The sequence below is a fragment of the Vibrio natriegens NBRC 15636 = ATCC 14048 = DSM 759 genome, from assembly GCF_035621455.1.
Classification (GTDB): domain Bacteria; phylum Pseudomonadota; class Gammaproteobacteria; order Enterobacterales; family Vibrionaceae; genus Vibrio; species Vibrio natriegens.
Genome location: NZ_CP141822.1, coordinates 3095536 through 3120101, shown reverse-complemented (window position 1 = coordinate 3120101; position 24566 = coordinate 3095536). Strand labels below are relative to the sequence as shown.

General features: G+C 46.5%; 18 protein-coding genes, 2 tRNA genes, 2 rRNA genes and 1 riboswitch. Of the genes, 15 read left to right on the top strand and 7 right to left on the bottom strand.

Annotated features, from left to right (window positions below):
• Positions 1 to 70 precede the first annotated feature (70 nt).
• From VER99_RS14255 to thiH, 12 genes are all read left to right on the top strand, one after another.
• Positions 71 to 2960 (top strand): 23S ribosomal RNA (locus VER99_RS14255).
• Between the two features lie 92 nt (positions 2961 to 3052).
• Positions 3053 to 3169: ribosomal RNA gene (gene rrf / locus VER99_RS14250) — 5S ribosomal RNA — on the top strand.
• Positions 3170 to 3210: 41 nt separating this feature from the next.
• Positions 3211 to 3287: transfer RNA gene (locus VER99_RS14245), tRNA-Asp, on the top strand.
• A gap of 167 nt (positions 3288 to 3454) precedes the next feature.
• A tRNA-Trp gene (locus VER99_RS14240) sits at positions 3455 to 3531 on the top strand.
• 259 nt (positions 3532 to 3790) lie between these two features.
• Positions 3791 to 5170 (top strand): multicopper oxidase family protein, encoded by a 1380-nt coding sequence (locus tag VER99_RS14235; protein WP_020333409.1) that lies wholly within the window; start codon positions 3791 to 3793, stop codon positions 5168 to 5170.
• A 138-nt stretch (positions 5171 to 5308) separates the two neighbouring features.
• Positions 5309 to 5695 carry a fluoride efflux transporter CrcB gene (crcB, locus tag VER99_RS14230; protein ID WP_020333408.1) on the top strand — a complete coding sequence of 129 codons (387 nt, stop codon included), beginning with the start codon at positions 5309 to 5311 and terminating at the stop codon, positions 5693 to 5695.
• Positions 5696 to 5874: 179 nt separating this feature from the next.
• Positions 5875 to 5973: riboswitch (TPP riboswitch) on the top strand.
• Positions 5974 to 6123: 150 nt separating this feature from the next.
• Positions 6124 to 8064, top strand: a complete 1941-nt coding sequence (thiC, locus tag VER99_RS14225) for a phosphomethylpyrimidine synthase ThiC (protein ID WP_020333407.1) — start codon at positions 6124 to 6126, stop codon at positions 8062 to 8064.
• The gene (locus tag VER99_RS14220) at positions 8064 to 9389 is read left to right on the top strand and encodes a thiamine phosphate synthase (RefSeq protein ID WP_020333406.1); all 1326 of its coding nucleotides are present in this window, start codon (positions 8064 to 8066) and stop codon (positions 9387 to 9389) included. The genes thiC and VER99_RS14220 overlap by 1 nt, the downstream gene beginning before the upstream one ends.
• Entirely contained in the window at positions 9379 to 10155 is a 777-nt protein-coding gene (gene thiF, locus VER99_RS14215) for a thiazole biosynthesis adenylyltransferase ThiF (RefSeq protein ID WP_024372572.1), read from the top strand. The genes VER99_RS14220 and thiF overlap by 11 nt, the downstream gene beginning before the upstream one ends.
• A gap of 19 nt (positions 10156 to 10174) precedes the next feature.
• Complete coding sequence (thiS, locus tag VER99_RS14210; protein ID WP_020333404.1) at positions 10175 to 10438, top strand: sulfur carrier protein ThiS; 264 nt, start codon at positions 10175 to 10177, stop codon at positions 10436 to 10438.
• A 5-nt stretch (positions 10439 to 10443) separates the two neighbouring features.
• Complete coding sequence (locus VER99_RS14205; RefSeq protein ID WP_024372573.1) at positions 10444 to 11211, top strand: thiazole synthase; 768 nt, start codon at positions 10444 to 10446, stop codon at positions 11209 to 11211.
• Between the two features lie 15 nt (positions 11212 to 11226).
• A complete protein-coding gene (thiH, locus tag VER99_RS14200) occupies positions 11227 to 12354 on the top strand; it encodes a 2-iminoacetate synthase ThiH (RefSeq protein ID WP_020333402.1) in 1128 nt (375 codons plus the stop codon).
• A gap of 158 nt (positions 12355 to 12512) precedes the next feature.
• Here thiH and VER99_RS14195 read toward each other — a convergent pair whose 3' ends face one another.
• Positions 12513 to 14303 (bottom strand): aminopeptidase P family protein, encoded by a 1791-nt coding sequence (locus tag VER99_RS14195; protein ID WP_020333401.1) that lies wholly within the window; start codon positions 14301 to 14303, stop codon positions 12513 to 12515.
• Between the two features lie 188 nt (positions 14304 to 14491).
• Positions 14492 to 15433: a LysR family transcriptional regulator gene (locus VER99_RS14190; protein ID WP_020333398.1), complete on the bottom strand. Its 942-nt coding sequence runs from the start codon at positions 15431 to 15433 to the stop codon at positions 14492 to 14494.
• Positions 15434 to 15566: 133 nt separating this feature from the next.
• Between VER99_RS14190 and VER99_RS14185 the strand changes: the two genes are divergently transcribed.
• Positions 15567 to 16733, top strand: a complete 1167-nt coding sequence (locus tag VER99_RS14185; protein WP_020333397.1) for a multidrug effflux MFS transporter — start codon at positions 15567 to 15569, stop codon at positions 16731 to 16733.
• A 91-nt stretch (positions 16734 to 16824) separates the two neighbouring features.
• Complete coding sequence (tsrA, locus tag VER99_RS14180) at positions 16825 to 17109, top strand: H-NS-like global regulator TsrA (RefSeq protein WP_014233364.1); 285 nt, start codon at positions 16825 to 16827, stop codon at positions 17107 to 17109.
• 27 nt (positions 17110 to 17136) lie between these two features.
• Here the strand turns inward: tsrA and VER99_RS14175 are convergent, their stop codons facing one another.
• The 4 genes from VER99_RS14175 to VER99_RS14160 all read right to left on the bottom strand — a co-directional run bounded on the left by VER99_RS14175 (position 17137) and on the right by VER99_RS14160 (position 19573).
• Positions 17137 to 17592 (bottom strand): DoxX family protein, encoded by a 456-nt coding sequence (locus tag VER99_RS14175; protein ID WP_020333396.1) that lies wholly within the window; start codon positions 17590 to 17592, stop codon positions 17137 to 17139.
• A gap of 10 nt (positions 17593 to 17602) precedes the next feature.
• A complete protein-coding gene (locus VER99_RS14170; protein WP_020333395.1) occupies positions 17603 to 18358 on the bottom strand; it encodes an HvfC/BufC N-terminal domain-containing protein in 756 nt (251 codons plus the stop codon).
• Entirely contained in the window at positions 18355 to 19227 is an 873-nt protein-coding gene (bufB, locus tag VER99_RS14165) for an MNIO family bufferin maturase (protein ID WP_020333394.1), read from the bottom strand. Before bufB ends, VER99_RS14170 begins: the two co-directional genes overlap by 4 nt.
• A gap of 85 nt (positions 19228 to 19312) precedes the next feature.
• Positions 19313 to 19573, bottom strand: a complete 261-nt coding sequence (locus VER99_RS14160) for a BufA1 family periplasmic bufferin-type metallophore (protein ID WP_014233360.1) — start codon at positions 19571 to 19573, stop codon at positions 19313 to 19315.
• A gap of 280 nt (positions 19574 to 19853) precedes the next feature.
• Between VER99_RS14160 and uvrD the strand changes: the two genes are divergently transcribed.
• Positions 19854 to 22028, top strand: a complete 2175-nt coding sequence (gene uvrD, locus VER99_RS14155; protein ID WP_020333393.1) for a DNA helicase II — start codon at positions 19854 to 19856, stop codon at positions 22026 to 22028.
• Positions 22029 to 22708: 680 nt separating this feature from the next.
• Here uvrD and ggt read toward each other — a convergent pair.
• On the bottom strand, positions 22709 to 24475 hold the full coding sequence (gene ggt / locus VER99_RS14150; RefSeq protein WP_020333391.1) for a gamma-glutamyltransferase: 1767 nt from the start codon (positions 24473 to 24475) through the stop codon (positions 22709 to 22711).
• Positions 24476 to 24566 lie beyond the last annotated feature (91 nt).

Genomic DNA, 24566 nt, shown 5'->3' with positions numbered 1-24566 from the left:
TCGCTCATTCAAGTAATGAGACAGCAACTTTGGTTGTTTAACATCAATTCGAAACTCCTTCGGGTTGTATGGTTAAGTGACTAAGCGTACACGGTGGATGCCTTGGCAGTCAGAGGCGATGAAGGACGTATTAACTTGCGATAAGCCCAGATTAGGCAGTAAAAGCCACTTGAGTCTGGGATTTCCGAATGGGGAAACCCACTTACATAAGTAAGTATCGTTATGTGAATACATAGCATAACGAGGCGAACCGGGGGAACTGAAACATCTAAGTACCCCGAGGAAAAGAAATCAACCGAGATTCCGAAAGTAGCGGCGAGCGAAATTGGACTAGCCCTTAAGCTTTATAAGCGTTAGGTGAACAAGCTGGAAAGCTTGGCGATACAGGGTGATAGCCCCGTAACTGACGACGCATATTCAGTGAAATCGAGTAGGGCGGGACACGTGATATCCTGTCTGAATATGGGGGGACCATCCTCCAAGGCTAAATACTACTGACTGACCGATAGTGAACCAGTACCGTGAGGGAAAGGCGAAAAGAACCCCTGTGAGGGGAGTGAAATAGAACCTGAAACCGTGTACGTACAAGCAGTAGGAGCAGGCTTTGTCCTGTGACTGCGTACCTTTTGTATAATGGGTCAGCGACTTATATTCAGTGGCAAGGTTAACCATCTAGGGGAGCCGTAGGGAAACCGAGTCTTAACTGGGCGTTCAGTCTCTGGATATAGACCCGAAACCAGGTGATCTAGCCATGGGCAGGTTGAAGGTTGAGTAACATCAACTGGAGGACCGAACCGACTAATGTTGAAAAATTAGCGGATGACTTGTGGCTAGGGGTGAAAGGCCAATCAAACCTGGAGATAGCTGGTTCTCCCCGAAAGCTATTTAGGTAGCGCCTCGGACGAATACTACTGGGGGTAGAGCACTGTTAAGGCTAGGGGGTCATCCCGACTTACCAACCCTTTGCAAACTCCGAATACCAGTAAGTACTATCCGGGAGACACACGGCGGGTGCTAACGTCCGTCGTGGAGAGGGAAACAACCCAGACCGCCAGCTAAGGTCCCAAATTACTACTAAGTGGGAAACGATGTGGGAAGGCTCAGACAGCCAGGATGTTGGCTTAGAAGCAGCCATCATTTAAAGAAAGCGTAATAGCTCACTGGTCGAGTCGGCCTGCGCGGAAGATGTAACGGGGCTAAGTAGTAAACCGAAGCTGCGGCAATACTCTTTGAGTATTGGGTAGGGGAGCGTTCTGTAAGCGGTTGAAGGTGTGTGGTAACGCATGCTGGACGTATCAGAAGTGCGAATGCTGACATGAGTAACGATAAAGGGGGTGAAAAACCTCCTCGCCGGAAGACCAAGGGTTCCTGTCCAACGTTAATCGGGGCAGGGTAAGTCGACCCCTAAGGCGAGGCCGAAAGGCGTAGTCGATGGGAAACGGGTTAATATTCCCGTACTTCTTACAATTGCGATGGGGGGACGGAGAAGGCTAGGTGGGCCTGGCGACGGTTGTCCAGGTTCAAGTGCGTAGGCTTGAGAGTTAGGTAAATCCGGCTCTCTCTAAGGCTGAGACACGACGTCGAGCACCTACGGGTGTGAAGTCATTGATGCCATGCTTCCAGGAAAAGCCTCTAAGCTTCAGATTGTAAGGAATCGTACCCCAAACCGACACAGGTGGTCGGGTAGAGAATACCAAGGCGCTTGAGAGAACTCGGGTGAAGGAACTAGGCAAAATGGTACCGTAACTTCGGGAGAAGGTACGCTCTCGACGGTGAAGTCCCTTGCGGATGGAGCTATTGAGAGTCGCAGATACCAGGTGGCTGCAACTGTTTATTAAAAACACAGCACTGTGCAAAATCGTAAGATGACGTATACGGTGTGACGCCTGCCCGGTGCCGGAAGGTTAATTGATGGGGTTAGACTTCGGTCGAAGCTCTTGATCGAAGCCCCGGTAAACGGCGGCCGTAACTATAACGGTCCTAAGGTAGCGAAATTCCTTGTCGGGTAAGTTCCGACCTGCACGAATGGCGTAATGATGGCCACGCTGTCTCCACCCGAGACTCAGTGAAATTGAAATCGCTGTGAAGATGCAGTGTACCCGCGGCTAGACGGAAAGACCCCGTGAACCTTTACTACAGCTTGGCACTGAACATTGACCCTACATGTGTAGGATAGGTGGGAGGCTTTGAAACGAGTACGCCAGTATTCGTGGAGCCGTCCTTGAAATACCACCCTTGTAGTGTTGATGTTCTAACGTTGACCCCTTATCGGGGTTGCGGACAGTGCCTGGTGGGTAGTTTGACTGGGGCGGTCTCCTCCCAAAGCGTAACGGAGGAGCACGAAGGTGGGCTAATCACGGTTGGACATCGTGAGGTTAGTGCAATGGCATAAGCCCGCTTGACTGCGAGAATGACAATTCGAGCAGGTGCGAAAGCAGGTCATAGTGATCCGGTGGTTCTGAATGGAAGGGCCATCGCTCAACGGATAAAAGGTACTCCGGGGATAACAGGCTGATACCGCCCAAGAGTTCATATCGACGGCGGTGTTTGGCACCTCGATGTCGGCTCATCACATCCTGGGGCTGAAGTCGGTCCCAAGGGTATGGCTGTTCGCCATTTAAAGTGGTACGCGAGCTGGGTTTAGAACGTCGTGAGACAGTTCGGTCCCTATCTGCCGTGGGCGTTGGAGAATTGAAAGGGGCTGCTCCTAGTACGAGAGGACCGGAGTGGACGAACCTCTGGTGTTCGGGTTGTGTCGCCAGACGCATTGCCCGGTAGCTAAGTTCGGGATCGATAACCGCTGAAAGCATCTAAGCGGGAAGCGAGCCTTGAGATGAGTTCTCCCTGATACTTTAAGTATCCTAAAGGGTTGTCGTAGACTACGACGTTGATAGGCAGGGTGTGTAAGCGTTGTGAGGCGTTGAGCTAACCTGTACTAATTGCCCGTGAGGCTTAACCATACAACACCCAAGGGGTTTTGATGGACTCAAAGTAAGAACGTTGAATGTGTAAAAACGAGAATTAAAAACAGCTTTCCAGATTAAAGAATTTGCTTGGCGACCATAGCGTTTTGGACCCACCTGACTTCCATTCCGAACTCAGAAGTGAAACGAAATAGCGCCGATGGTAGTGTGGGGTTTCCCCATGTGAGAGTAGGACATCGCCAGGCTTTAAATTTTGGACACTTGCGTCAGCGAGTGATACCACTGCGGAGTGGTAGTTCAGTTGGTTAGAATACCGGCCTGTCACGCCGGGGGTCGCGGGTTCGAGTCCCGTCCACTCCGCCACTTATTCAAAAGCCTCGCTTATGCGAGGTTTTGTCGAATTTAAAAGATACAAAATTTTAAGGGTGCAGCTCCAATTGGCAGAGCAGCGGATTCCCTAAAGTTTGCGAGATGGCGCGTGTCGGGAGTTTTAATCTCCTAAACCATCGACAATTTGATTACCTATTTCTAGGGGTGTAGCTCCAATTGGCAGAGCAGCGGATTCCAAATCCGCGTGTTGGGAGTTCGAATCTCTCCACCCCTGCCATGTTTAAAGCCTCAGTCGAAAGACTGGGGCTTTTTTGCGTTTGTACTTGGCGACTTTAAGGTGCAATTATAATTCAATACTTATGGCTGGTATGGTTCTGCTTTGTATATAGCAAAGCGCAATGGCAGAAATAGTACTGTTATAAAGTAAATTAACGATAAAACGCTTTGACGTTGCTTTTATCTGACCTCTTATATTTACATTATGGTGAGAATACGTTTTATTACCCCTTCACTATACTGTTTTAGTTGGAGTAGAAATGGAACTAACTCGCCGTCGCTTTCTTTCAATGAGCTCTATTTTGGGTATGTCAGCTCTTTTGCCTGCATGCTCTCTTAAGAAGTCGGTCAGCGGCCAAGGCTATGTTTATGAGCTTACTGCTGAACCAGCAAATGCTGAATTGGTTCCTGAACATCAGACACCAGTACTCGGTTTTAATGGCTCTATCCCTGCTCCAACAATACGTTGTCGCCAAGGCGAGAAGGTTACTATCCGGTTTACCAACAAGCTTGATGAACCAACAACGATTCATTGGCATGGTCTGCGTATCCCTATAGGTATGGATGGCGTCCCTTTTCTAAGTCAGAAACCAATCATGCCCGGTGAAACCTTCGTCTATGAATTTACTCCGCCCGATGCTGGTACGTTTTGGTATCACCCACATATGAATAGCGTAAAGCAGCTTGGAATGGGCCTTGTTGGCCTGATAGTGGTGGAAGAAGCACAACCCGTTGAGTTTGATGAAGAGCACGAGCTGGCACTTAAACACTGGCACCTGAGTAAAACTGGTCAGTGGAAAGATTTGATGATCCCTCGCTATAGTGCGCGTATGGGTACTCCAGGTGAGTGGGGGACAGTGAACGGCCAACATAATCCAACTTATAGCCTTAAGGAAAACGCAACAGTACGGTTGCGCATAGCTAATGTAGATAACACCATTACGTATCCAATCGCTGTCGAAGGGGTTGATGCCTTGGTCGTTGCTATTGACGGAAACCCGATTAAAACGCCTTATAAGCTAACTCAGCATAAGATTGGTCCGGGTATGCGGCTTGATGTCGCCTTCATTGCTCCTCCTGCGGGTAACCTCGTAAGTGTTCGTCAGATGAAAGGAAAGTTTCCATTCCCACTATGTGATTTTAAATGCCAGGAATCTAGCTTGGCTGAAAACCAAAGTATTCCCGCTTTACCATTAAATCCTGTTCCCGCTGTTGATTTAGATAATGCTGAATTGATTGACTTCGTGTTTGAGTGGGAAGGTGCGGTCACACCTGCAGATAGCTCGGGACAAGCGGTACCTAAATTTTGGTTAACGAATAAAAGGGCTTGGGAGGGCATGAGTGCTGAAAGTATTCCAGAGCCCCTCGCAAAATTGGAGTTGGGTAAAACTTACATTTTTAATTTACGTAATGTCACTCAATACCATCATCCGATTCACTTGCACGGCCATACGTTTACCGTATTGGAACTTGATGGAAAGCCCGTCGAAAAACCATTTCATACCGACACGGTTTTATTAGGTAAAAATGGATCAGCAAAAGCTGCTTTTGTCGCAGATAACCCTGGTCAGTGGATGTATCACTGTCATGTGATAGAACACATGAAAACCGGATTGATGGGTTTTATTGAAGTTGCATAAAGTGACTCCTGTAACTTTTTTATAAATGCAAATTGTTGAAGCCTAAGTTATGTATTTTGAGAACATTATTTTCACTCGTTTAGGCTCAATTGTGCCCAATAAATAAGTACAATAGTTGAAATTATATTTGGAGGGGTCATGGGACAATTCGCAATTTTAGGGCTTATCGCAATCGGTGGAGCGATAGGGGCTTGTTCACGTTATCTAGTATCTGAATATTGTGTGACACTTTTTGGTCGCTCTTTCCCATACGGTACGCTAACCGTTAACATCGCCGGTTCATTTATTATGGGGCTGCTTATTGCCGCGGTAGAAAATGAGTGGTTAGCTCCATATCCATGGCGCCAAATTATTGGGTTAGGTTTTCTTGGCGCATTAACTACGTTTTCTACTTTCTCCATGGATAACGTGTTACTGATGCAACAAGGCGCATTTTTAAAAATGGGATTCAACGTGCTACTAAATGTGCTGTTAAGCATTTCTGCAGCATGGTTCGCGTACCATTGGTTGATTATACCTAAGTAATTTTCAAATCATCCCAGGTGAGTTTCTGCTCTCCTGGGTCTTTTCCTGCCTTGTAGTTAATTCAAACCTGTCTCTATTTAAATCCAGTCATATGTCACCTTTTGGTACTTGAGATACATAAAATTGATTAAAAATACGACTTTTATACTTGGTTAACTAATTTCCTTTCTCTATAATCGATTTACTTGTCGGAGTGCCATAAGGCTGAGACCGTTAATTCGGGATCCGTTGAACCTGATCTGGTTAGTACCAGCGAAGGGAACAGGAGAAGATACCTACACCAGATCTAATCTGGCTAACCTATCAAAACGTCGAATGTTGTTTTAGAGCTCTGTCAGTTCTTTATTCGACCCCTCTTGTCGCATCTATCCGCCAAGCATTTTTATCCCAATACTTTTTATTAAAAATAACAAGCAAGGAAAAATGCTATGTCGAATCGCAAGCAAGCGAGACTGGAAGCAAAACAGTTTATTGAAACTCTCTCGGTACAGCCGTACCCAAATTCAAACAAAGTCTATGTAGAAGGTTCACGCCCGGATATCCGCGTCCCGATGCGTGAGATCTCTTTAGCTGACAGCCTTATCGGTGGTACCAAAGAGGCTCCTGTTTTCGAGCCAAACGAATCAGTACGTGTTTATGACACCTCTGGTGTATACACTGACCCAAATCACTCTATCGACCTTTACAATGGCTTACCGAAGCTTAGGGAGGGCTGGATTGAAGAACGAAACGACACTGAAGTTCTTCAAGATGTCAGCTCTGTTTACGCAAAAGAGCGTTTGGAAGATGAAACGCTGGACGAGCTGCGTTATGGCAACCTGCCTCATATCCGACGTGCTAAAGAAGGGCACTGTGTCACTCAGCTTCACTATGCACGTAAAGGGATTATTACGCCTGAAATGGAGTTCATCGCTCTGCGTGAAAATATGGGGCGCGCTAAGTATCGTGATGAAGTGCTAAACCAGCAGCACCCAGGCCAAAACTTTGGAGCCAATCTACCAAAAGATATTACTGCTGAGTTTGTCCGCAAAGAAGTGGCAGAAGGTCGTGCCATCATTCCATCAAATATCAACCACCCAGAATCAGAACCAATGATTATCGGGCGTAACTTCTTAGTCAAAGTGAACGCGAACATTGGTAACTCGTCGGTGACATCTTCAATCGAAGAAGAAGTAGAAAAACTCGTATGGGCCACGCGTTGGGGTGGGGATACCGTTATGGATCTCTCTACCGGGCGCAACATCCACGAAACCCGTGAATGGATTTTACGTAATAGCCCGGTGCCAATTGGTACTGTTCCAATGTATCAGGCGCTAGAAAAAGTAAATGGTATTGCGGAAAACCTAAACTGGGAAGTGATGCGTGACACCTTAATCGAGCAGGCAGAGCAAGGCGTGGATTACTTTACTATTCACGCAGGTTTGTTACTCCGTTATGTTCCGATGACGGCAAAACGTGTTACTGGCATCGTTTCTCGTGGTGGCTCCATCATTGCTAAATGGTGTTTAGCACATCATCAGGAGAGCTTCCTTTACACTCACTTCCGCGAAATCTGTGAAATCTGTGCTAAGTATGACGTTGCACTTTCGTTGGGGGATGGCCTACGTCCTGGCTCAGTCGCAGACGCTAATGACGAAGCACAGTTTGCTGAATTAAGAACTCTTGGCGAGTTGACCAAGATTGCCTGGGAATATGATGTACAGGTGATCATCGAAGGCCCAGGACATATCCCAATGCACATGATCAAAGAGAACATGGATCAGCAACTGGAACATTGTCATGAAGCGCCATTCTACACGCTCGGTCCACTAACTACTGATATTGCACCGGGCTACGACCACATTACTTCCGGTATTGGTGCGGCGATGATTGGTTGGTATGGCTGTGCAATGTTGTGTTATGTCACACCTAAGGAACACTTAGGTCTGCCAAACAAGGAAGATGTGAAGACTGGCATGATCACCTACAAGCTGGCTGCACATGCTGCTGACTTGGCAAAAGGACATCCAGGTGCACAGGTCCGTGATAATGCGCTATCTAAAGCACGTTTTGAATTCCGTTGGGAAGACCAATTTAACTTGTCATTGGACCCGGATACCGCGCGTTCTTTCCATGATGAAACACTGCCGCAAGAGTCTGGGAAAGTGGCTCACTTCTGTTCAATGTGTGGTCCTAAATTCTGCTCGATGAAGATTTCTCAGGAAGTAAGAGAATATGCGAAAGATACTGAGCAAGTTGCTGCTGATCAGGCGATTTCTATCAAAATGCTGGATGATCCGTTAGAAGGCATGCGTCAAAAGTCAGAAGAGTTTCGTGCCACAGGGTCAGAACTTTATCACCCAGCTGTACACGCTGAGGTGGATGAGTAATGACTAAAATCCTTATTCCGTCACCATTAATAGAGCTAACGGGTTTCGTTCAGCAAAGTTTATTATTGGCGAAAGAACAGGGTTTTAGTACTGAAAAACTTGAGTTGGGCATTAGCCCAACTCATTTAATTCAGCTTGTTCTCGACCCAAATAAAACACTGAGCGTGGGCACGGATCTAGTTGATGGATTCGATGAAGCTTTAACTGGTGATTTTACGCTTTATTACCAATCGAATTTACCTTTGAAGGAAACGAGTCAGCAAAGTTCCTCGGCTATTTTTATTGGTATTGCGGATACTTCTCCAACGCCAAACAGCGATGGCAACACCGCTCTGTTAGATATCTGGCGTCATCCAATTACTGATGAAGTAAGAGCGTTGTCAGCGAACTTGTCAGCATCAAACACCTTCCAAGCAGAGCATCACTTAGCTTGGACAGTGACGCTGTTGGCTCTCGAATTTCCAATTGAAGACGCTTTGACATTAGCTCGTGCAATGACGAATGTTTCACGTGAAACACTGTTTAACGGTGAAACATGCACGCTTCACGAGTGGGCATCTCACTTTACTGATTTTCCGACTCCGATTCTAGAAGACGCTCGCTTGGGTATTCAAGTTGGTTGGTCATCGCAAAGCGAAGCGGTCAGTTTTCCCTGCCTTGATAAAGAGAGCTTAGGGCTTTATCCCGTTGTTGATGACGTCAGTTGGATAGAGCGGCTTCTGCCGTTGGGTATTAAGACCATCCAGCTGCGTATCAAAAATCCTGACCAGTCTGATCTCGAAGAACAGATTATTCGCGCTATTGAACTGGGACGTCAATATGATGCGCAGGTCTTTATTAATGACTATTGGCAGCTTGCTATTAAGCACGGCGCGTTTGGTGTGCACCTTGGTCAGGAAGATATCGAAGAATCTAACTTGATTCAGTTGAGTGAAGCGGGGATTCATTTAGGACTGTCAACGCATGGTTACTATGAGCTGCTGCGAATTGTCCAAATCAATCCAAGCTATATCGCGCTAGGTCATATATTTCCGACCACGACCAAGCAAATGCCATCAAAGCCACAAGGTTTGATTCGTTTAGCTTTGTATCAAAAGCTGATAGACAGCATTCCATATGGAAAGCAAGTTGGCTATCCAACTGTCGCTATTGGCGGTATTGATCAATCAAATGCAGAGCTGGTTTGGCGATGCGGTGTATCCAGTTTAGCTGTGGTTAGAGCCATAACGTTGTCTGAGTCGCCAAAATCGGTGATTGAGTTTTTCAATCAATTGATGGGTAGCGCTCAGCCATTGCATGTAGTGGAGAATGAAAGTGCTTACTGATAAAGAATTCATTCGCTATCAACGTCAAATTGCGTTACCTGAAATCGGTGAATCAGGACAAGCGAATCTAAGTCAATCTCATGTCCTGGTTATTGGCTGTGGCGGACTAGGAAGCGCTGCGGGGTTGTATTTGTCAGCCGCTGGAGTGGGTAAGTTGGTTGTTGTTGATGATGACCATGTCGATAGTAGCAACTTACAACGACAGGTTGTTTATCGAGAGCGTGATATCAACCGGATGAAAACTGAAGCTACTGCTCAGCAGTTAGGTGCCCTTAACTCACTGGTTCAAGTTAGAACTATTCCGAAACGTCTCGATAAATCTCAGCTGCAATTAGAAGTGATGCTTGCCGATGTTGTGCTCGACTGTAGTGACAACATGCCAACTCGGCAGCTGATTAATCAAGTCTGTTTTCAGCAAAATACGCCTTTGATATCTGCGGCTGCTATTGGTTGGCAGGGTCAGTTTGCTGTATTTGATTACTCAGAGGAACAACAGAGTTCGGGGTGTTACCGTTGCCTGTATCCATTTGATGAGTTGAAGCAAGGCATGAAGTGCAGCGAAATGGGGGTTGTCGGTCCTGTGGTTGGAACACTAGGAAACTACCAGGCCTTGGCAGCTATTCAAAAGCTGGCGACAGGTAAGTTTCATGTGGCTAGTGGTCACTTGCACCTATTTGATGGTGCATGCATGACTTGGCAAACCATGGTGATCAACAAGGACCAAGAATGCCAGGTTTGTAGAAATGCGAACGAGCCACAGCACTGAGTTAGGAGAAGAGTCACAAATGACACCACCAAATCATTTGATAACTGAATTGAACGACGCCACAAGTGGAAAAGATAAGTTGGTCATCATCACTATTAATGACCAACCTCAGCAGGTCGCGTTAAACGCTAACTTACAGCAAATCATCACACAGTTTTCTCTACCAGAGGTAGGCTGTGTTTTTGCCATAAATAATCAAGTTGTACCGCGTAGCGAATGGGCAAGCACGGTACTGTCAGAGGGAGATAGTATCTCTCTGTTTCAAGCCATCGCAGGGGGATAATGTCGATGCTGAAAATTGGTGATAAAGAATTTCAATCTCGCTTGTTCACAGGAACGGGCAAGTTTTCCAATAGCGCTCTTATGGCTGAAGCAATTCAGGTTTCAGGCTCTCAACTTGCAACGATGGCACTTAAGCGTGTAGACGTAAATGACCAGCAAGATGATATTTTGCAGCCTTTAATTCATGCTGGCGTGAATTTGTTACCGAACACTTCGGGTGCCAAAAATGCTAAAGATGCAGTTTTTGCCGCTCAGCTTGCGCGTGAAGCGTTAGGAACCAATTGGGTCAAACTCGAGATTCACCCTGACCCGAAATATTTAATGCCTGATCCGATTGAAACTTTAGCTGCTGCAGAACAACTGGTTCGAGAAGGCTTTATTGTTTTGCCATATTGCCACGCCGACCCTGTGTTGTGTAAACGACTAGAAGAAGTTGGCTGTGCAGCTGTTATGCCGTTAGGTGCACCGATCGGTTCGAACAAGGGCATTGTTTCTCATGACTTTCTAGAAATCATTATCGATCAGGCAAATGTGCCTGTCGTGGTTGATGCTGGAATTGGTGCACCTTCACATGCTGCACGTGCGATGGAAATGGGTGCGGATGCAGTACTGGTCAATACAGCGATCGCCGCAGCAAACGATCCAGTTGCTATGGCAAAAGCATTTAAGATGGCAGTAGAGTCGGGTCGGATGGCTTATGAAGCAGGTCTTGCAGGGCAGGTTTCTCATGCAGTTGCTTCAAGCCCGCTAACGGCTTTTCTTGATGATCTGTAAAAGAGAGGTCTTAACATGAGCTTTTATGACCACTTTAAGCAGTTCAACTGGGATGATATTTCCATGTCGATATACGCCAAATCGGCCAAGGATGTGGAAAGGGCGCTGGCAAAACCCAAACGAGATTTGGAAGATTTCAAAGCGCTCATTTCTCCTGCTGCAGAACCGTATCTTGAACAGATGGCGAAGGTTTCTTATTCGCTGACGCGTAAGCGCTTTGGCAATACCATGTCGCTCTATATTCCATTGTACCTTTCTAACCTTTGTGCCAATGCTTGTACTTATTGTGGTTTCTCTATGGAAAATCGCATTAAGCGCAGAACGCTAAACAAAGAAGAAGTGGCGGCGGAAATTGAAGCCATCAAGCGAATGAAATTCGACAATGTCTTGCTGGTAACAGGCGAACATGAAACCAAAGTAGGAATGAAGTACTTTCGCGAAATGGTGCCGATGATAAAGCAGCGCTTTAACTATTTGGCGATGGAAGTACAGCCTCTGGATCAGGATGAATATGCCGAGCTGAAATCACTGGGCTTGGATGCCGTGATGGTTTATCAAGAAACGTATCATCCATCGACCTACGCAGAGCATCACCTGCGCGGAAACAAAATGGACTTCCGATACCGCTTAGAAACACCAGATCGGTTAGCTAAGGCGGGAATCGACAAGATAGGTATTGGCGCGCTTATCGGGTTAGAAGAGTGGCGAACGGATTGCTTTTTTGCCGCGGCTCATCTTGATTACCTTGAGCGTACTTATTGGCAATCACGTTACTCGATTTCATTCCCTCGACTCCGTCCGTGTGCAGGTAATGCGCCGACCAGTGGCTTACAACCAAAATCAGTGATGACAGATAAACAGCTCGTCCAACTGATTTGTGCATACCGACTGTTTAACCCCGAAGTAGAGCTTTCGTTGTCGACACGTGAATCACCAAAGTTTCGTGATAATGTTTTGCCTCTTGGGATTACTAGTATGTCTGCGGCTTCTAAAACTCAGCCTGGTGGTTATGCGACAGAAGAAGTAGAACTCGAACAGTTCGAAATCAGCGATGAAAGAAGTGCAGCTTCAGTAGAAGATATGATCAGAGCAAAAGGTTTCGATCCAGTATGGCGAGACTGGCACTCTGTTTATTCAGGATAATTTAGGTGTGCCAGATGGTAAGTGTTTCACGTGAAACATCGTGAGTGGCTAGATGATAATAAAACGAAGTATTGAACTTTATCTGACGACCTTTAAAAAAGGCTCTCCATTTGGAGAGCCTTTTGATTTTGCATCTTAGATAAGTTTGAGCGTATTTATTACGAATGTGCCAAAGGCAGAGTGGCTTCGCGTAGCCAGTCTTTTACATCGCCTTCGACAAGAGGGCTGATTTGCTCCCAGACTTTTTGGTGGTAATCATTTAACCAAGCCAGTTCTGGACGAGTCAGCATATCCACGTTGATGTTACGTTTGTCTATTGGGCAACGAGTCAGTGACTCAAATGACAGAACAGGGAAGTCACCGTTAGTTTGTGTTTCCACTACGAGCTCTAAGTTTTCGATACGGATACCGAATGCGTCAGTACGGTAATAACCTGGCTCATTGGATAGCACCATACCTTCTGTTAGCGGTACATTGATTTGTCTTTTAGAAATGCTTGCAGGACCTTCATGTACACTAAGGAAGTGACCGACACCATGGCCAGTACCGTGGTCGTAATCGTAACCTTCTGCCCAAAGGTGTTGGCGAGCCAATGTATCGATCTGGTAGCCACAAGTACCTTTCGGGAAACGCGCACGAGCAACACCAATATGTCCTTTTAACGCCAGAGTGAATTGCTTGATCATTTCCGCTGATGGTTGGCCAATCGCAATGGTACGCGTGATGTCGGTTGTACCATCTAAGTACTGACCTCCAGAGTCAACCAGATAAAGCGTATTCATTTCTAGCTTACCTGGAACTGGTTGGTTCTCGTGGTTGTAGTGACACATTGCGGCGTTACCACCGGCTGCTGAGATCGTATCGAAGCTTAGGTCCATCAATGTTGGGTCTTCTTTACGGAATGCTTCTAATGTGTCTGCGAGTGTTGCTTCATCATGAAGATTACCAGCCGCTACTTCTGCATCTAACCAACATAGGAACTTACTCATCGCAACGCCGTCGCGTACGTGACACGCTTTCATACCCGCAATTTCAACCGCGTTCTTCGCTGCTTTCGGCATTAGACATGGATCTGCCGCCGCGATAACCGATGCGCCGGAATTCTGTAGAACCAGCTTAAACCATGCATTGCTGATTGCTGGATCGACTAATACCTTTTTGCCAGTCATCGCTTCAAGACGAGACTGAAGTGCTTCAGGATGATGAACGGTGACACCAGAACCTACGTGTGCTTCAAATTCATTTGGCAGTCTAGCTGGGTCAAGGAAGTATTCCACGGTGGAATCCGCATGAAGAATAGCATGGGACAGAAGTACGGGTAGGCGAGATACATCCAAGCCACGAACGTTCAATAGCCAGCAAATAGAATCAAGTGCGGTGATGACTGCACTGTCAGCGCCAGCATTTTTAATTAGCTGAGCGATCTCCTGACGTTTACTTTCGCTAGATTGACCAACCGCTTCCGTTGGCATCAGGCGAACATCAGACACCACTGGAGCTGGGCGATCATGCCACAATTCATCAATCGGATTACTGGTTAGCATGTTAAGCTCAAACTTACCGGCCAGTTTCGCCTGCGCCGTATCTAGCCATGCGGAGCTATGCATACGTGGGTCAATCGCTACTGATGCTCCCGCTGCAAGATTGTCTTTGATCCAATCAAGCGCTGGCTCTTCAATCAGGTGGCGGTATTCAAATAGTTCTGCAGGCACTTGTTTGGTGACTTGAACGGTATAGCGGCCATCAACAAACATAGCTGCTTTATCTTTCGTAATGACGGCTGCTCCGGCTGAACCAGTAAATCCGGTTAGCCAATGTAGGCGTTCGTTATGAGCCGGAACGTATTCACCCAAATACTCGTCTTCGTGTGGGATGAGTAGGGCATCAATATTGTGTTGAGCAAGCCATTCGCGAATCGCGTTCACGCGGCTTTGTGTATCGTTATGCATCTGTGTTATTCCTTCAATTACGGCTCCTTCATGCTCAATTTGGGAGCTGTTTCCTTCTGCTTAGTGCAGTATCGAATTAAACATTCTTAAGTTTAATCCTGGGTACAACAGGCCTAGATGAGCCAAAAAGGACTATCGACTGTTAAGCTACTCATTTTAACCGTTAAGCGCAAATTGAGTCCGAGTTTTTATCTAAGGTGATCGGTTTTTTGCGTGATCATCGTGCGTAACCAGTTCAGTGCCGGGTCGTTTTCTCTGTCTCTATGCCAGAACAAAGTATATGCCATTGGCGGAAATTCGAGTGGCAATGGCAGAACGGCTAAGTCGAGTTGCTTAGCTGCCAACTGAACAAAGTGACTTGGTGCTGTGAAGATAAAATCGGTATAAGAACACAAACTTGCGGCACTATTGAAATCTGGAACTGTGACCGCGATGTCCCGTTCTGCGCCAATATCGGCAAGGCGATAATCCAATAACCAGCGATCATTACCGTCGCAACGCACCTGAACATGTCGCAGAGATAGGTAAGACTCAAGGTTCCATTTTTGGTTGAGTGCTGGATGGTTCTTACGGATAATACACATTTGATGATCGCGATAGATTTCCTGCTCGCAAATATCATCCGGCGGCAGTAGGGTAAGTTTGGCATCGTTAATGTCGATGTCTTTCCCAGTTAAACCCAAATCCAACTCGCCGCGTTGTAGCATTTTAAACGTGTTATCCGACCACGGATGGGTGCTGATGGTCACGCCGGGTGCCTGCTGAAAGATTGCGGGTAAAAAATGAGGCAATATTAAAGGGTAGACGCTTTCCACCGCAGCGATTTGAAAGCGGTACTCACTGCTTTGTGGAGAAAACTCTTCAGGCTGCGTTAGTACTTCCAGCTGGTTAATCAACAGATCGAGTTTCGGTTTTAGGAATAGAGAACGAGGCGTGGGTGTCAGTCCATGTGAATTACGAGTAAACAAAGGGTCGTCAAACTGAGTGCGCAGTTTGGCGAGTGATTTACTCACCGCTGATTGGCTAAGGCAAAGTCGATGCGCGGCTCGGGTCACGTTGAGCTCTTCCATCAGAACTTTAAAACAAACCAGCAGATTCAGATCAATACGTGCCAACTTCTCTATATTCATTATGATTTTCCTTAAAGGAATAATGGTCATGAGTATACATCATTTCCATTCATATCATCAGATGATTAAGCTTCACAAATAGTTCTTGTTCAATTTGGAGTGTAGTGTGTCTAGCCATAGTTCTAACAGTAAAATGCAGATGGCGTTATTGACCCTTTTGGTACTTTTTAGCCCGCTTGCGATAGATATTTATCTTCCTGCTTTACCTCTTATCGCTTCCACGTTTCAGGTAGATAATGCGCTAGCACAAGACACGATCACTTGGTTTTTGTTTGCTATGGGTGTCGGTCAGCTTTTTGCCGGCCCGCTAGCAGACAAACTCGGACGTCGAACTGTTGCATTGGGTGGTATCACCATTTACGCAATGAGTGCTTTATTGGCGTGGAGTGCTCAAAATATTGAGTGGATGTTGATGTCCCGACTGCTACAAGGCTTAGGCGCATGTGCGACATCAGTGGCAGCCTTTGCAACAGTTCGCGATATCTTTGGCCCTGAAAAAAGTGGCAAGATGATTAGCTACCTTAATGGTGCTATCTGCTTTATCCCGGCTTTGGCTCCTATCCTGGGTAGCTGGTTGACGCAGCAATTTGACTGGCGTGCGAATTTCAGTTTTATGGCTGGTTTCGCGGTGGTTTCTGGTGTGTTGATGTTCTTTATGATGAAGGAAACCAACCCTGCGACAGAAAAACAAGCGGTATTCAAACTCAGTCGTTACTGGGCTGTGCTCAGTACGCCGTCTTTCATTTTCCACGCATCGCTGTGTTTGATGGCAATGGCCGTAATCCTTGCCTATGTGACTTCTGCGCCGTCGGTACTGATGACAGGAATGGGTCTATCGATGAATGAGTTTACGTTCTGGTTTGGCGTGAACGCAGTAATCAACATCGCTGCGTGTATGCTCGCACCTAAGTTTATGGATCGTTTTGGTACGCATAACACGCTGGTTGTGGGTATTTCGACCTTAGGTCTGGCAGGTGTGGTTATGATGCTGATGAATGGTCAGAACACCGCGTTCTCTTTTATGCTGCCAATCTTTATGTCTTCGATCGGTTTCGCTCTCATTCTTGGCGGAGCGGCGGGTAAGGCGCTAGAACCGTTTGGTGATAAAGCGGGTACGGCGGCAGCGTTACTTGGATTGTTCCAAATGAGTGGCTCTGGTTTATTGGTTGGTACGTTGCAGCGTTTATCATTAGATCCGCAAACACTAATTGCACTTCAAATGTGGATTATGCTACCTGCACTTGTCATATTGTTTACCAAAGTAGGTAAGAATTGGCATTCAAGCTTCGCGAAAGCGTAAAACTGTGTAATTTAGTATTTTCCAATATGAGGATCGAGTGTATATTTGTCGTTCACACTTTTCCTGACACCATAATGGAATTCAAAAAGTAATGTCGTTAACTACGTATGAAATGGCTCGTATTTTAGAGCAAATGGAAGAATCACCAGAAAAGGTGATGTTTGGTAAGTTGCTTAATGAGCTGGGCAATCAAAGCTCCGAGCGCATTCGTAGTGCGGCAAAACAAGTACCACTGCCAATCCTGCGTGATATTGTGTACCAATTCCAGCAAGTGATTGAGTCACGTAAAGGCGAGCAAGTAGAGCTATTAGCGAAAGATATCGCTCAGAAGGGTATCTCTGCTGATGAGTTGTTAGCTTACCTAAACAAACAATAAAAAATCCCCGCTACTGCGGGGATTTTTTTATTTCATCAGTTTATTTTTCAAAGCTTGATCCAGAGAAAGCGGACCTGCGCCCCATACGATGAGCATTAGAATCATCAGCCCCCAAAGCTGGTGATCGTAGAATCCTTTTTCCCAAAGTAACGGATAGGACACTACGGCGACAATATTAAAGAGAAATAAAATCGCAGCCATTGGGCGAGTCATAAACCCCAGAGCGACGAACAGTGGCAGCGTTAACTCAGCTGCCGTCCCTAGATAAGCAGCTAACTCCCAAGGTAATAACGGCACCTGATATTCCAGCTCGAATAAGTAAAGTGTGCTATCCCAGGAGGTGATTTTGACTAAGCCTGAATTCAGAAACACCCAAGCGACCCATAAACGGCAGAAAAGCAGCAGCAAAGGTACAAACGCAGCTTGTAGGGTATGAATCCACTGATCATATCGTCCAACTAAGTTTTTTACATTTTCTGTCATCGTGGACTCCTTACATCTCTTTTATGGTAAAGCCGTCAATCAGGCCAAGAGCGGTAATGTGGTTAAGTTCGTCTAGCATTACTTTTGGCATTTCACTCAACGAGAGTTTGTTTTCTAGAGCACACAACACGCGAAATGCCTGAGGCGTCAGCTTATAACAGACGACTTGGTCGCGTTGATACGCAATCACTCCTTGCTGAGGTTGATTGATATTGAGTTGTTCAAGTTGTTGGCTTTGAATCGCATGGAACAAATCAAACACGGCATAATTGGAATCAAAGCCTGAGCAGCCAGCTCTCAAGTGGAAGACTAAATTGGGCTGTTGTGATTCATTTACATGAGCAAGGTCGGCCAGGGGAATCAGATTCTCTGTCGTTCTTGCGTTGCAGTGAGTTTGTCTTGTCACATCGAGACACCATTCAAATCGGGCGACTTCGGCGCAATAGGGCGCATGCGACATGACTTGGTCAAACTTCTTAATGGTTTTATGAAAGCCTTTGCCATAGTGAGTAACGTGACCTTCGGTCAATGGATGGCTCAGCACATGTTGCCTAGCTATTTGTGTAAAACACGCTTCACCCACTAATGCTTCAACCATAGGGTAAGTTGCCGACAAAACTTCACTTAAGCTAATGATGAAGTTGTTGCGATAAATCTGTATGCGTTCATCTGCGCTGAATTGATCAGCGGTGATACCGCAGTCTTCTCCCGATGTTTGATAGTGAAGTGCTTTGGCGAACTGGCTTTGTAAGGTAGCAAGGTTCATGATGCCTTCCTCGCAGATTCTAAAGCGGAAAAGGTTTGGTATTCTGAAAGAACACGTTTGGCTTTATCGGCTTCTGCTAGCAACACTTCAGGTGCGGGAATATCAAGATCCCACTCAATTAAAGTCTGTCGAGGACCATGCTGTTTGACCCAACGGCGATAGAGTTGCCATACTTCTTCGCTGACAGGACGGCTATGGGTATCAATCCAAATCTCACCTTTTTCCAATTTTTTGATAGTAAACCCGGCGAGGTGAATTTCATCGACTTTGTCAGCAGGGATTCCTGCTAAATAAGTGTCGCAATCAAAACCATGATTGAATGCCGAAACGTAGACATTGTTTAGATCGAGTAATAATCGGCAGTCTGTACGTTTCTGAACTTCAGCTAAAAACTCCCACTCACTAATGGTGGAATGCTGAAATTTCACATAACTTGATGGGTTCTCGATTAAGATTTCACGCTGCAGATAGTCCTGTACTTCTTGTACGTTTCGCGTGAACACGTTCAGAGCTTCTTCGGTATATGGCAAGGGTAGCAGGTCGTTAAAATAGTGACCTCCATGCTCACTCCAGCTTAAGTGGTCAGAAACAAACATCGGATCAATCACATCGATAAGGCTTTTAAGCTGGGCGAGATGCTCCTGACTGACTCGTGCTACCGAACCCAGTGACAAGCCAACACCATGGCAGCTAATTTGATAATGGTTACGAAGCGCCTGTAGCTGAATTCTTTCGGCCGAGTTGGGTTGAAAATAGTTCTCGCTGTGAACCTCTAGCCACGACAAGTCCGACGGGTTGCGACTGAAATAATCTAGGTGAGGCATGCGTAACCCAACCCCAACGAGGTTTTGCAAAGCTTGATGTTTCACGTGAAACTCCTTTTCCAACGAGTTCTGGAGAAAAAGGGCGTGTGGATAGAGCCTTCACACACCCTGACGAGCATCATGGGGACAATTAAGATGAAGAAGTGCTACCGCCCGCCAATTTGTCACATAAACCTTTTGGCACAACCACGAAGGCATCTTTTTGGCTGTCTTGTTTAGAGGTGCCGGCACAAGAGCTGTTTTTGGTTGCACAGTCGTTCTTACCTGCCTTGGCTACGCCATAACACTTTTCTTGTTCAGCTGCGACGGCAGATGTTGCAGTCAGCATTGTGCCGCCTAGTGCGATTAGACCCGTTACGGCAGCGGTAATAGCAAGATTCGAATTTTTCATAATAATTTCCTCTGAGTAGTTTACTTTACTTCCATTTCGCAAGAAGAAGCGACACCATGTTGTTCAGTATTTGTCCACTTGCTTAATTTATGAGATAGGAAGGAGAGGTAAAAACTTTCAGTGAAATTTGCCATTAGTCTCTATTTTGGTTGCTCTTTTGATATAAGCGACTGAAGAGGTGAGTAAAAAAACAGCGAGTTTTTTCTCAAGTTTTGTCTAAACAGCGCCCAGCTGTTTAGGTTATAATCGGTTTTTATGTATAAATAACCAGTAGCTCATCATGATGGATCCATCTCTATTACTCGACGGTTTGAACGATAAACAGCGTGAAGCCGTTGCAGCACCTCTAGAAAACTTGCTCGTCCTTGCTGGTGCAGGGAGTGGTAAGACTCGTGTTCTTGTTCACCGAATCGCCTGGCTGATGTCTGTAGAACAAGCTTCTCCGTTTTCAATTATGTCAGTAACTTTTACTAACAAAGCGGCAGCGGAAATGCGTGGCCGTATTGAAGAGTTAATGATGGGCAGCGCATCTGGCATGTGGAATGGTACTTTCCATGGTATTTGTCATCGTATTCTTCGCGCGCACTATCTTGATGCCAAGCTACCGGAAGATTTTCAAATCATCGATAGCGACGATCAACAGCGACTACTTAAACGCCTGATCAAAGCACAAAATCTGGATGAAAAGCAGTGGCCTGCACGTCAGGTTGCTTGGTGGATTAACGGTAAAAAAGATGAAGGTCTTCGCCCGGCGCACATCGATGCGTACCACGATCCGGTCACCAAAACTTACTTACAGTTATATACCGCTTATCAGGAAGCGTGCGATCGCGCTGGTCTGGTCGACTTTGCGGAAATTTTGCTTCGCGCTCATGAGCTACTGCGCGATAACAAGTTTGTCCGCGAACATTACCAAGCGCGCTTTAAACATATTCTGGTCGACGAATTTCAGGATACCAACAACATCCAATACGCTTGGCTGCGTATGATGGCAGGGCCTGAGTGTCATGTGATGATTGTGGGTGATGATGACCAGTCCATTTATGGCTGGCGTGGTGCGAAAGTGGAGAACATTGAGAAATTTACTCTTGAGTTCCCAAGTGTTAGCACCATTCGTCTGGAGCAAAACTACCGCTCGACCAAAACGATTCTGGAAGCATCGAACACGCTAATTTCGAATAATACTGAGCGTATGGGTAAAGAGCTTTGGACCGATGGTGTCGTTGGTGAGCCAATCTCGGTCTACAGTGCTTACAACGAGTTGGACGAAGCCCGTTTTGCCGTTACCAAAATTAAAGAGTGGCAAGACAAGGGCGGTGTCCTTAATGATGCCGCAATGCTCTACCGTAATAACGCCCAGTCTCGTGTACTGGAAGAAGCGTTGATTCAAGCGGGTCTTCCATACCGTATTTATGGTGGTATGCGATTCTTCGAACGTCAGGAAATCAAAGACGCCCTGAGCTACCTTCGTCTGATTGCCAACCGTAATGATGATGCGGCGTTTGAGCGTGTGGTGAATACACCAACGCGTGGTTTAGGTGATAAAACACTTGAGACGATTCGCCGTGCGGCTCGTGATCGTGGTTGCACTATGTGGGAAGCCAGTATCGCGATGTTGGATGAGCAGGTACTTGCTGGTCGTGCTGCAGGCGCATTAAGCCGTTTTATCGAACTCGTTACCGCACTGGAAGACGATACGCTAGAGAAGCCTCTGCACGAGCAAACTGACCATGTGATCAAGTATTCCGGCTTATTTGCAATGTACGAGAAAGAGAAGGGCGAGAAGTCCAAAGCGCGTATTGAGAACTTGGAAGAACTGGTCACCGCAACGCGTCAGTTTGAGAAACCTGAAGAAGCAGAAGAAATGTCACTGCTTACCGCATTCCTGACTCATGCGGCTCTGGAAGCGGGTGAAGGCCAGGCAGACGAGTTCGAAGATGCGGTTCAATTGATGACTCTGCACAGTGCGAAAGGTCTGGAGTTCCCATTAGTGTTCATGGTGGGTGTCGAAGAAGGCATGTTTCCAAGCCAGATGTCTGCCGAAGAGGCCGGGCGTTTAGAAGAAGAACGTCGCCTTTGTTATGTCGGTATGACGCGTGCGATGCAAAAACTCTACATCACTTATGCAGAAATGCGTCGTTTGTATGGTCAGGATAAGTATCACAAACCATCACGTTTTATTCGCGAACTGCCGGAAGGTTGTCTGGATGAAGTACGCATGAAAGCGCAAGTCAGCCGCCCGGCAAGTAGTGGTCGCTTTAGCCAAACCACGGTAAAAGAGAACTTTAACGAGACGGGTTTTGCGTTAGGCTCACGCGTGATGCACCCTAAGTTTGGCGAAGGGACCATTATTAACTTTGAAGGTAGTGGCCCGCAAAGCCGCGTGCAAATTGCCTTTAATGGTGAAGGGATTAAATGGTTAGTGACTGCTTACGCAAGACTTGAGAAGCTGTAAGGCCTACAAGAAAAAGTGAATATAAGAGCTGCTTCGGTGGCTCTTGTTATTTCTGGCGCTTTTAAAAAGAAAAACCCCGAGGGCTTGCGCCCGTCGGGGTTATAGTCTTACTCGCAGCAATCCAGCTACTAAAAGTGCTCCATGCATCAAATCCATGATAGTGTGCTGATTCCTTCAGCTTATTCCTTTCGTCGCCTTCCTAGCGGTGTCCTTGACCTTATCCTGGTCTGCTAACAATCCTCGTTAGCTCTCATCACTTGTTCCCTGAGCGGTGTCCCTGACATCATCCTGATGTTCAATCCTTGCCTCGTCCAGAGGTGTCCATTTCCCGTCCTTAGTAGCAACCATCCTAGTCACTATTGATTCCGTTCAATGTCCAGTTTTGCATTCCATGCCCGACTATTCATCCTGAATAACCGTTTCTTCATCCTGAAGTCTACCAAATCCTTGGTAATTCCTGTTCCGTGTCAGCATCCTTCCGACAGGTTTAATATTACGTTTTTCATGCCTCTCGGCAATGGTGGAAATTCACATTTTTATGGTTTTAATGCAGCTTAAAATAGCACTTTTCTTATTATTCAATGTCTTATGCATTTTGTAGGGTGCTTTTTCTACTAAAAAAGCGTGTTTTACCTAACCCTTTGTGCGAGATCTCGCACAAAGGGGTGGGCCAAAGACGCCTAGTTGCCGATCGCGATTCCTTCTCGGCGTGGATCGGCTGCACCTTCTAGGCCATCTGAGGTGATTCGAATGGCGTGTAAACCAGAATTCAGATCTCGAATTTCTGTAGTAAAGCCAATCTTTTCTAACTCTGGTTGTAAGCGGGTGGCCGCAGTACCTTGCTCTATATCCAATGTGCCAAAGCGGTTTAATAGCCTTGGTTGATTGATAGCATGCTGGATATCCATATCCCATTGAGTATGAGCAATAATGGTTTGAGCGACGTAACCAATAATGCGGCTGCCTCCCGGCGAACCGATGGCCATATAAGGTTTATTGTCTTTGAGCATGATCGTTGGAGCCATAGAGGAACGCGGACGTTTACCTGGCTCTAAGCGGTTAGCTATCGGAGTTCCATCTTGATGAGTTCGGAAAGAGAAGTCGGTCAATTCGTTGTTGAGTAAAAAGCCACGAACCATTAACCGTGAGCCAAAAGCGTTTTCAATCGTTGTGGTCATGGATACCACATTGCCCTGTTTGTCGACGATATTGAAATGGCTGGTGGACGGAAGCTCTATCGATTCATCCATGCTGAGATTCATTGCATGAGACCATGGAGGGTTTCCGGCAGAGGCTTCTGGCAGTGCTTTACCAACTTCTATCAAGCTAGCTCGCTCTTTGAGGTAGTCGGCATCCAGCAGACCTGCGGTTGGCATGGGTACATAGTCCTGATCTGCCATGTATTTGCCACGATCCGCGAAGGCGAGGCGAGAGGCATCCGCAATCACTTGCCAAGATTTGGCACTTTCTGCGCCCCAGCCTTTGAGATCGTAATGCTCACTGATGGCCAGAATTTGTCCTACCGTTAATGCGCCGGAGCTTGGTGGCCCCATACCGCAGACATCATAGCTTTGATAAGCCACACATACCGGTTCGCGTTGCTTTATTTGGTAGGTATTAAAGTCTGACTGTGCGAGTACTCCCGGATTACCTGGCGCATTTTGGACCGTATCGATGATGTCCTGGGCGATATCACCCTGGTAAAAGGCCACAGCGCCTTTCTCTGCAATCGCAGTTAAAGTTTGCGCGTATTGAGGGTTTTTAAGGGTTGTTCCCGCCGATTTAGGTGAACCATCTGGATTAAAGAAATAAGCTTTGGTCGCAGGGAATCGTGATAGACGTTCAGCGTCGCCTTCTATCAGGCTTGCAAGTCGGGGACTGATGCTAAATCCTTGTTCAGCAACCTTGATAATGGGTTGAATAATCTTTTTCCATTCTAACTTGCCGTGCTTTTGATGCGTATCCCACAACAACTTAACGGTACCAGGTGTGCCGACAGAGCGGCCGCCGACAACCGCATCGTAAAATTGCAGTGGCTGGCCGTTGTCGTCCAGAAACAATTGTGGGGTAGCAGCCAGTGGTGCGGTTTCTCGGCCATCAAAAGTGGTGAGCTTTTGCTTATCGTTATCCCAATACACCAAGAATGCACCGCCTCCGATACCTGAAGATTGAGGCTCCACTAAACCAAGCATCAATTGAACGGCCACCATCGCATCTATCGCATTACCACCTTGTTTAATTACGTCGGCACCTGCTTGAGTCGCAATCGGGTTTGCGGCCGTCACCATGTAGTTTTTGGCTTTTTTCAGCTGCTTTTGCTCGACGCCAGTACTTTGCTCAGGTGCTATCGCGTCAGTGGCTTGATTGGCGAGGACTTGGCTCGTCAGAGTTAAGGTGGAAGTAAGGAAAAGACCCGTAGTGACGAGCCGATTAAACGTCCATTGCATGATGACTCTCCATGTTACCAGTTGAATATCCAGCTTGGCAGTCATGGAGAGGATCGTCGAGTAAGCGGTCTTAGAAATGTCGGTTGTGCGA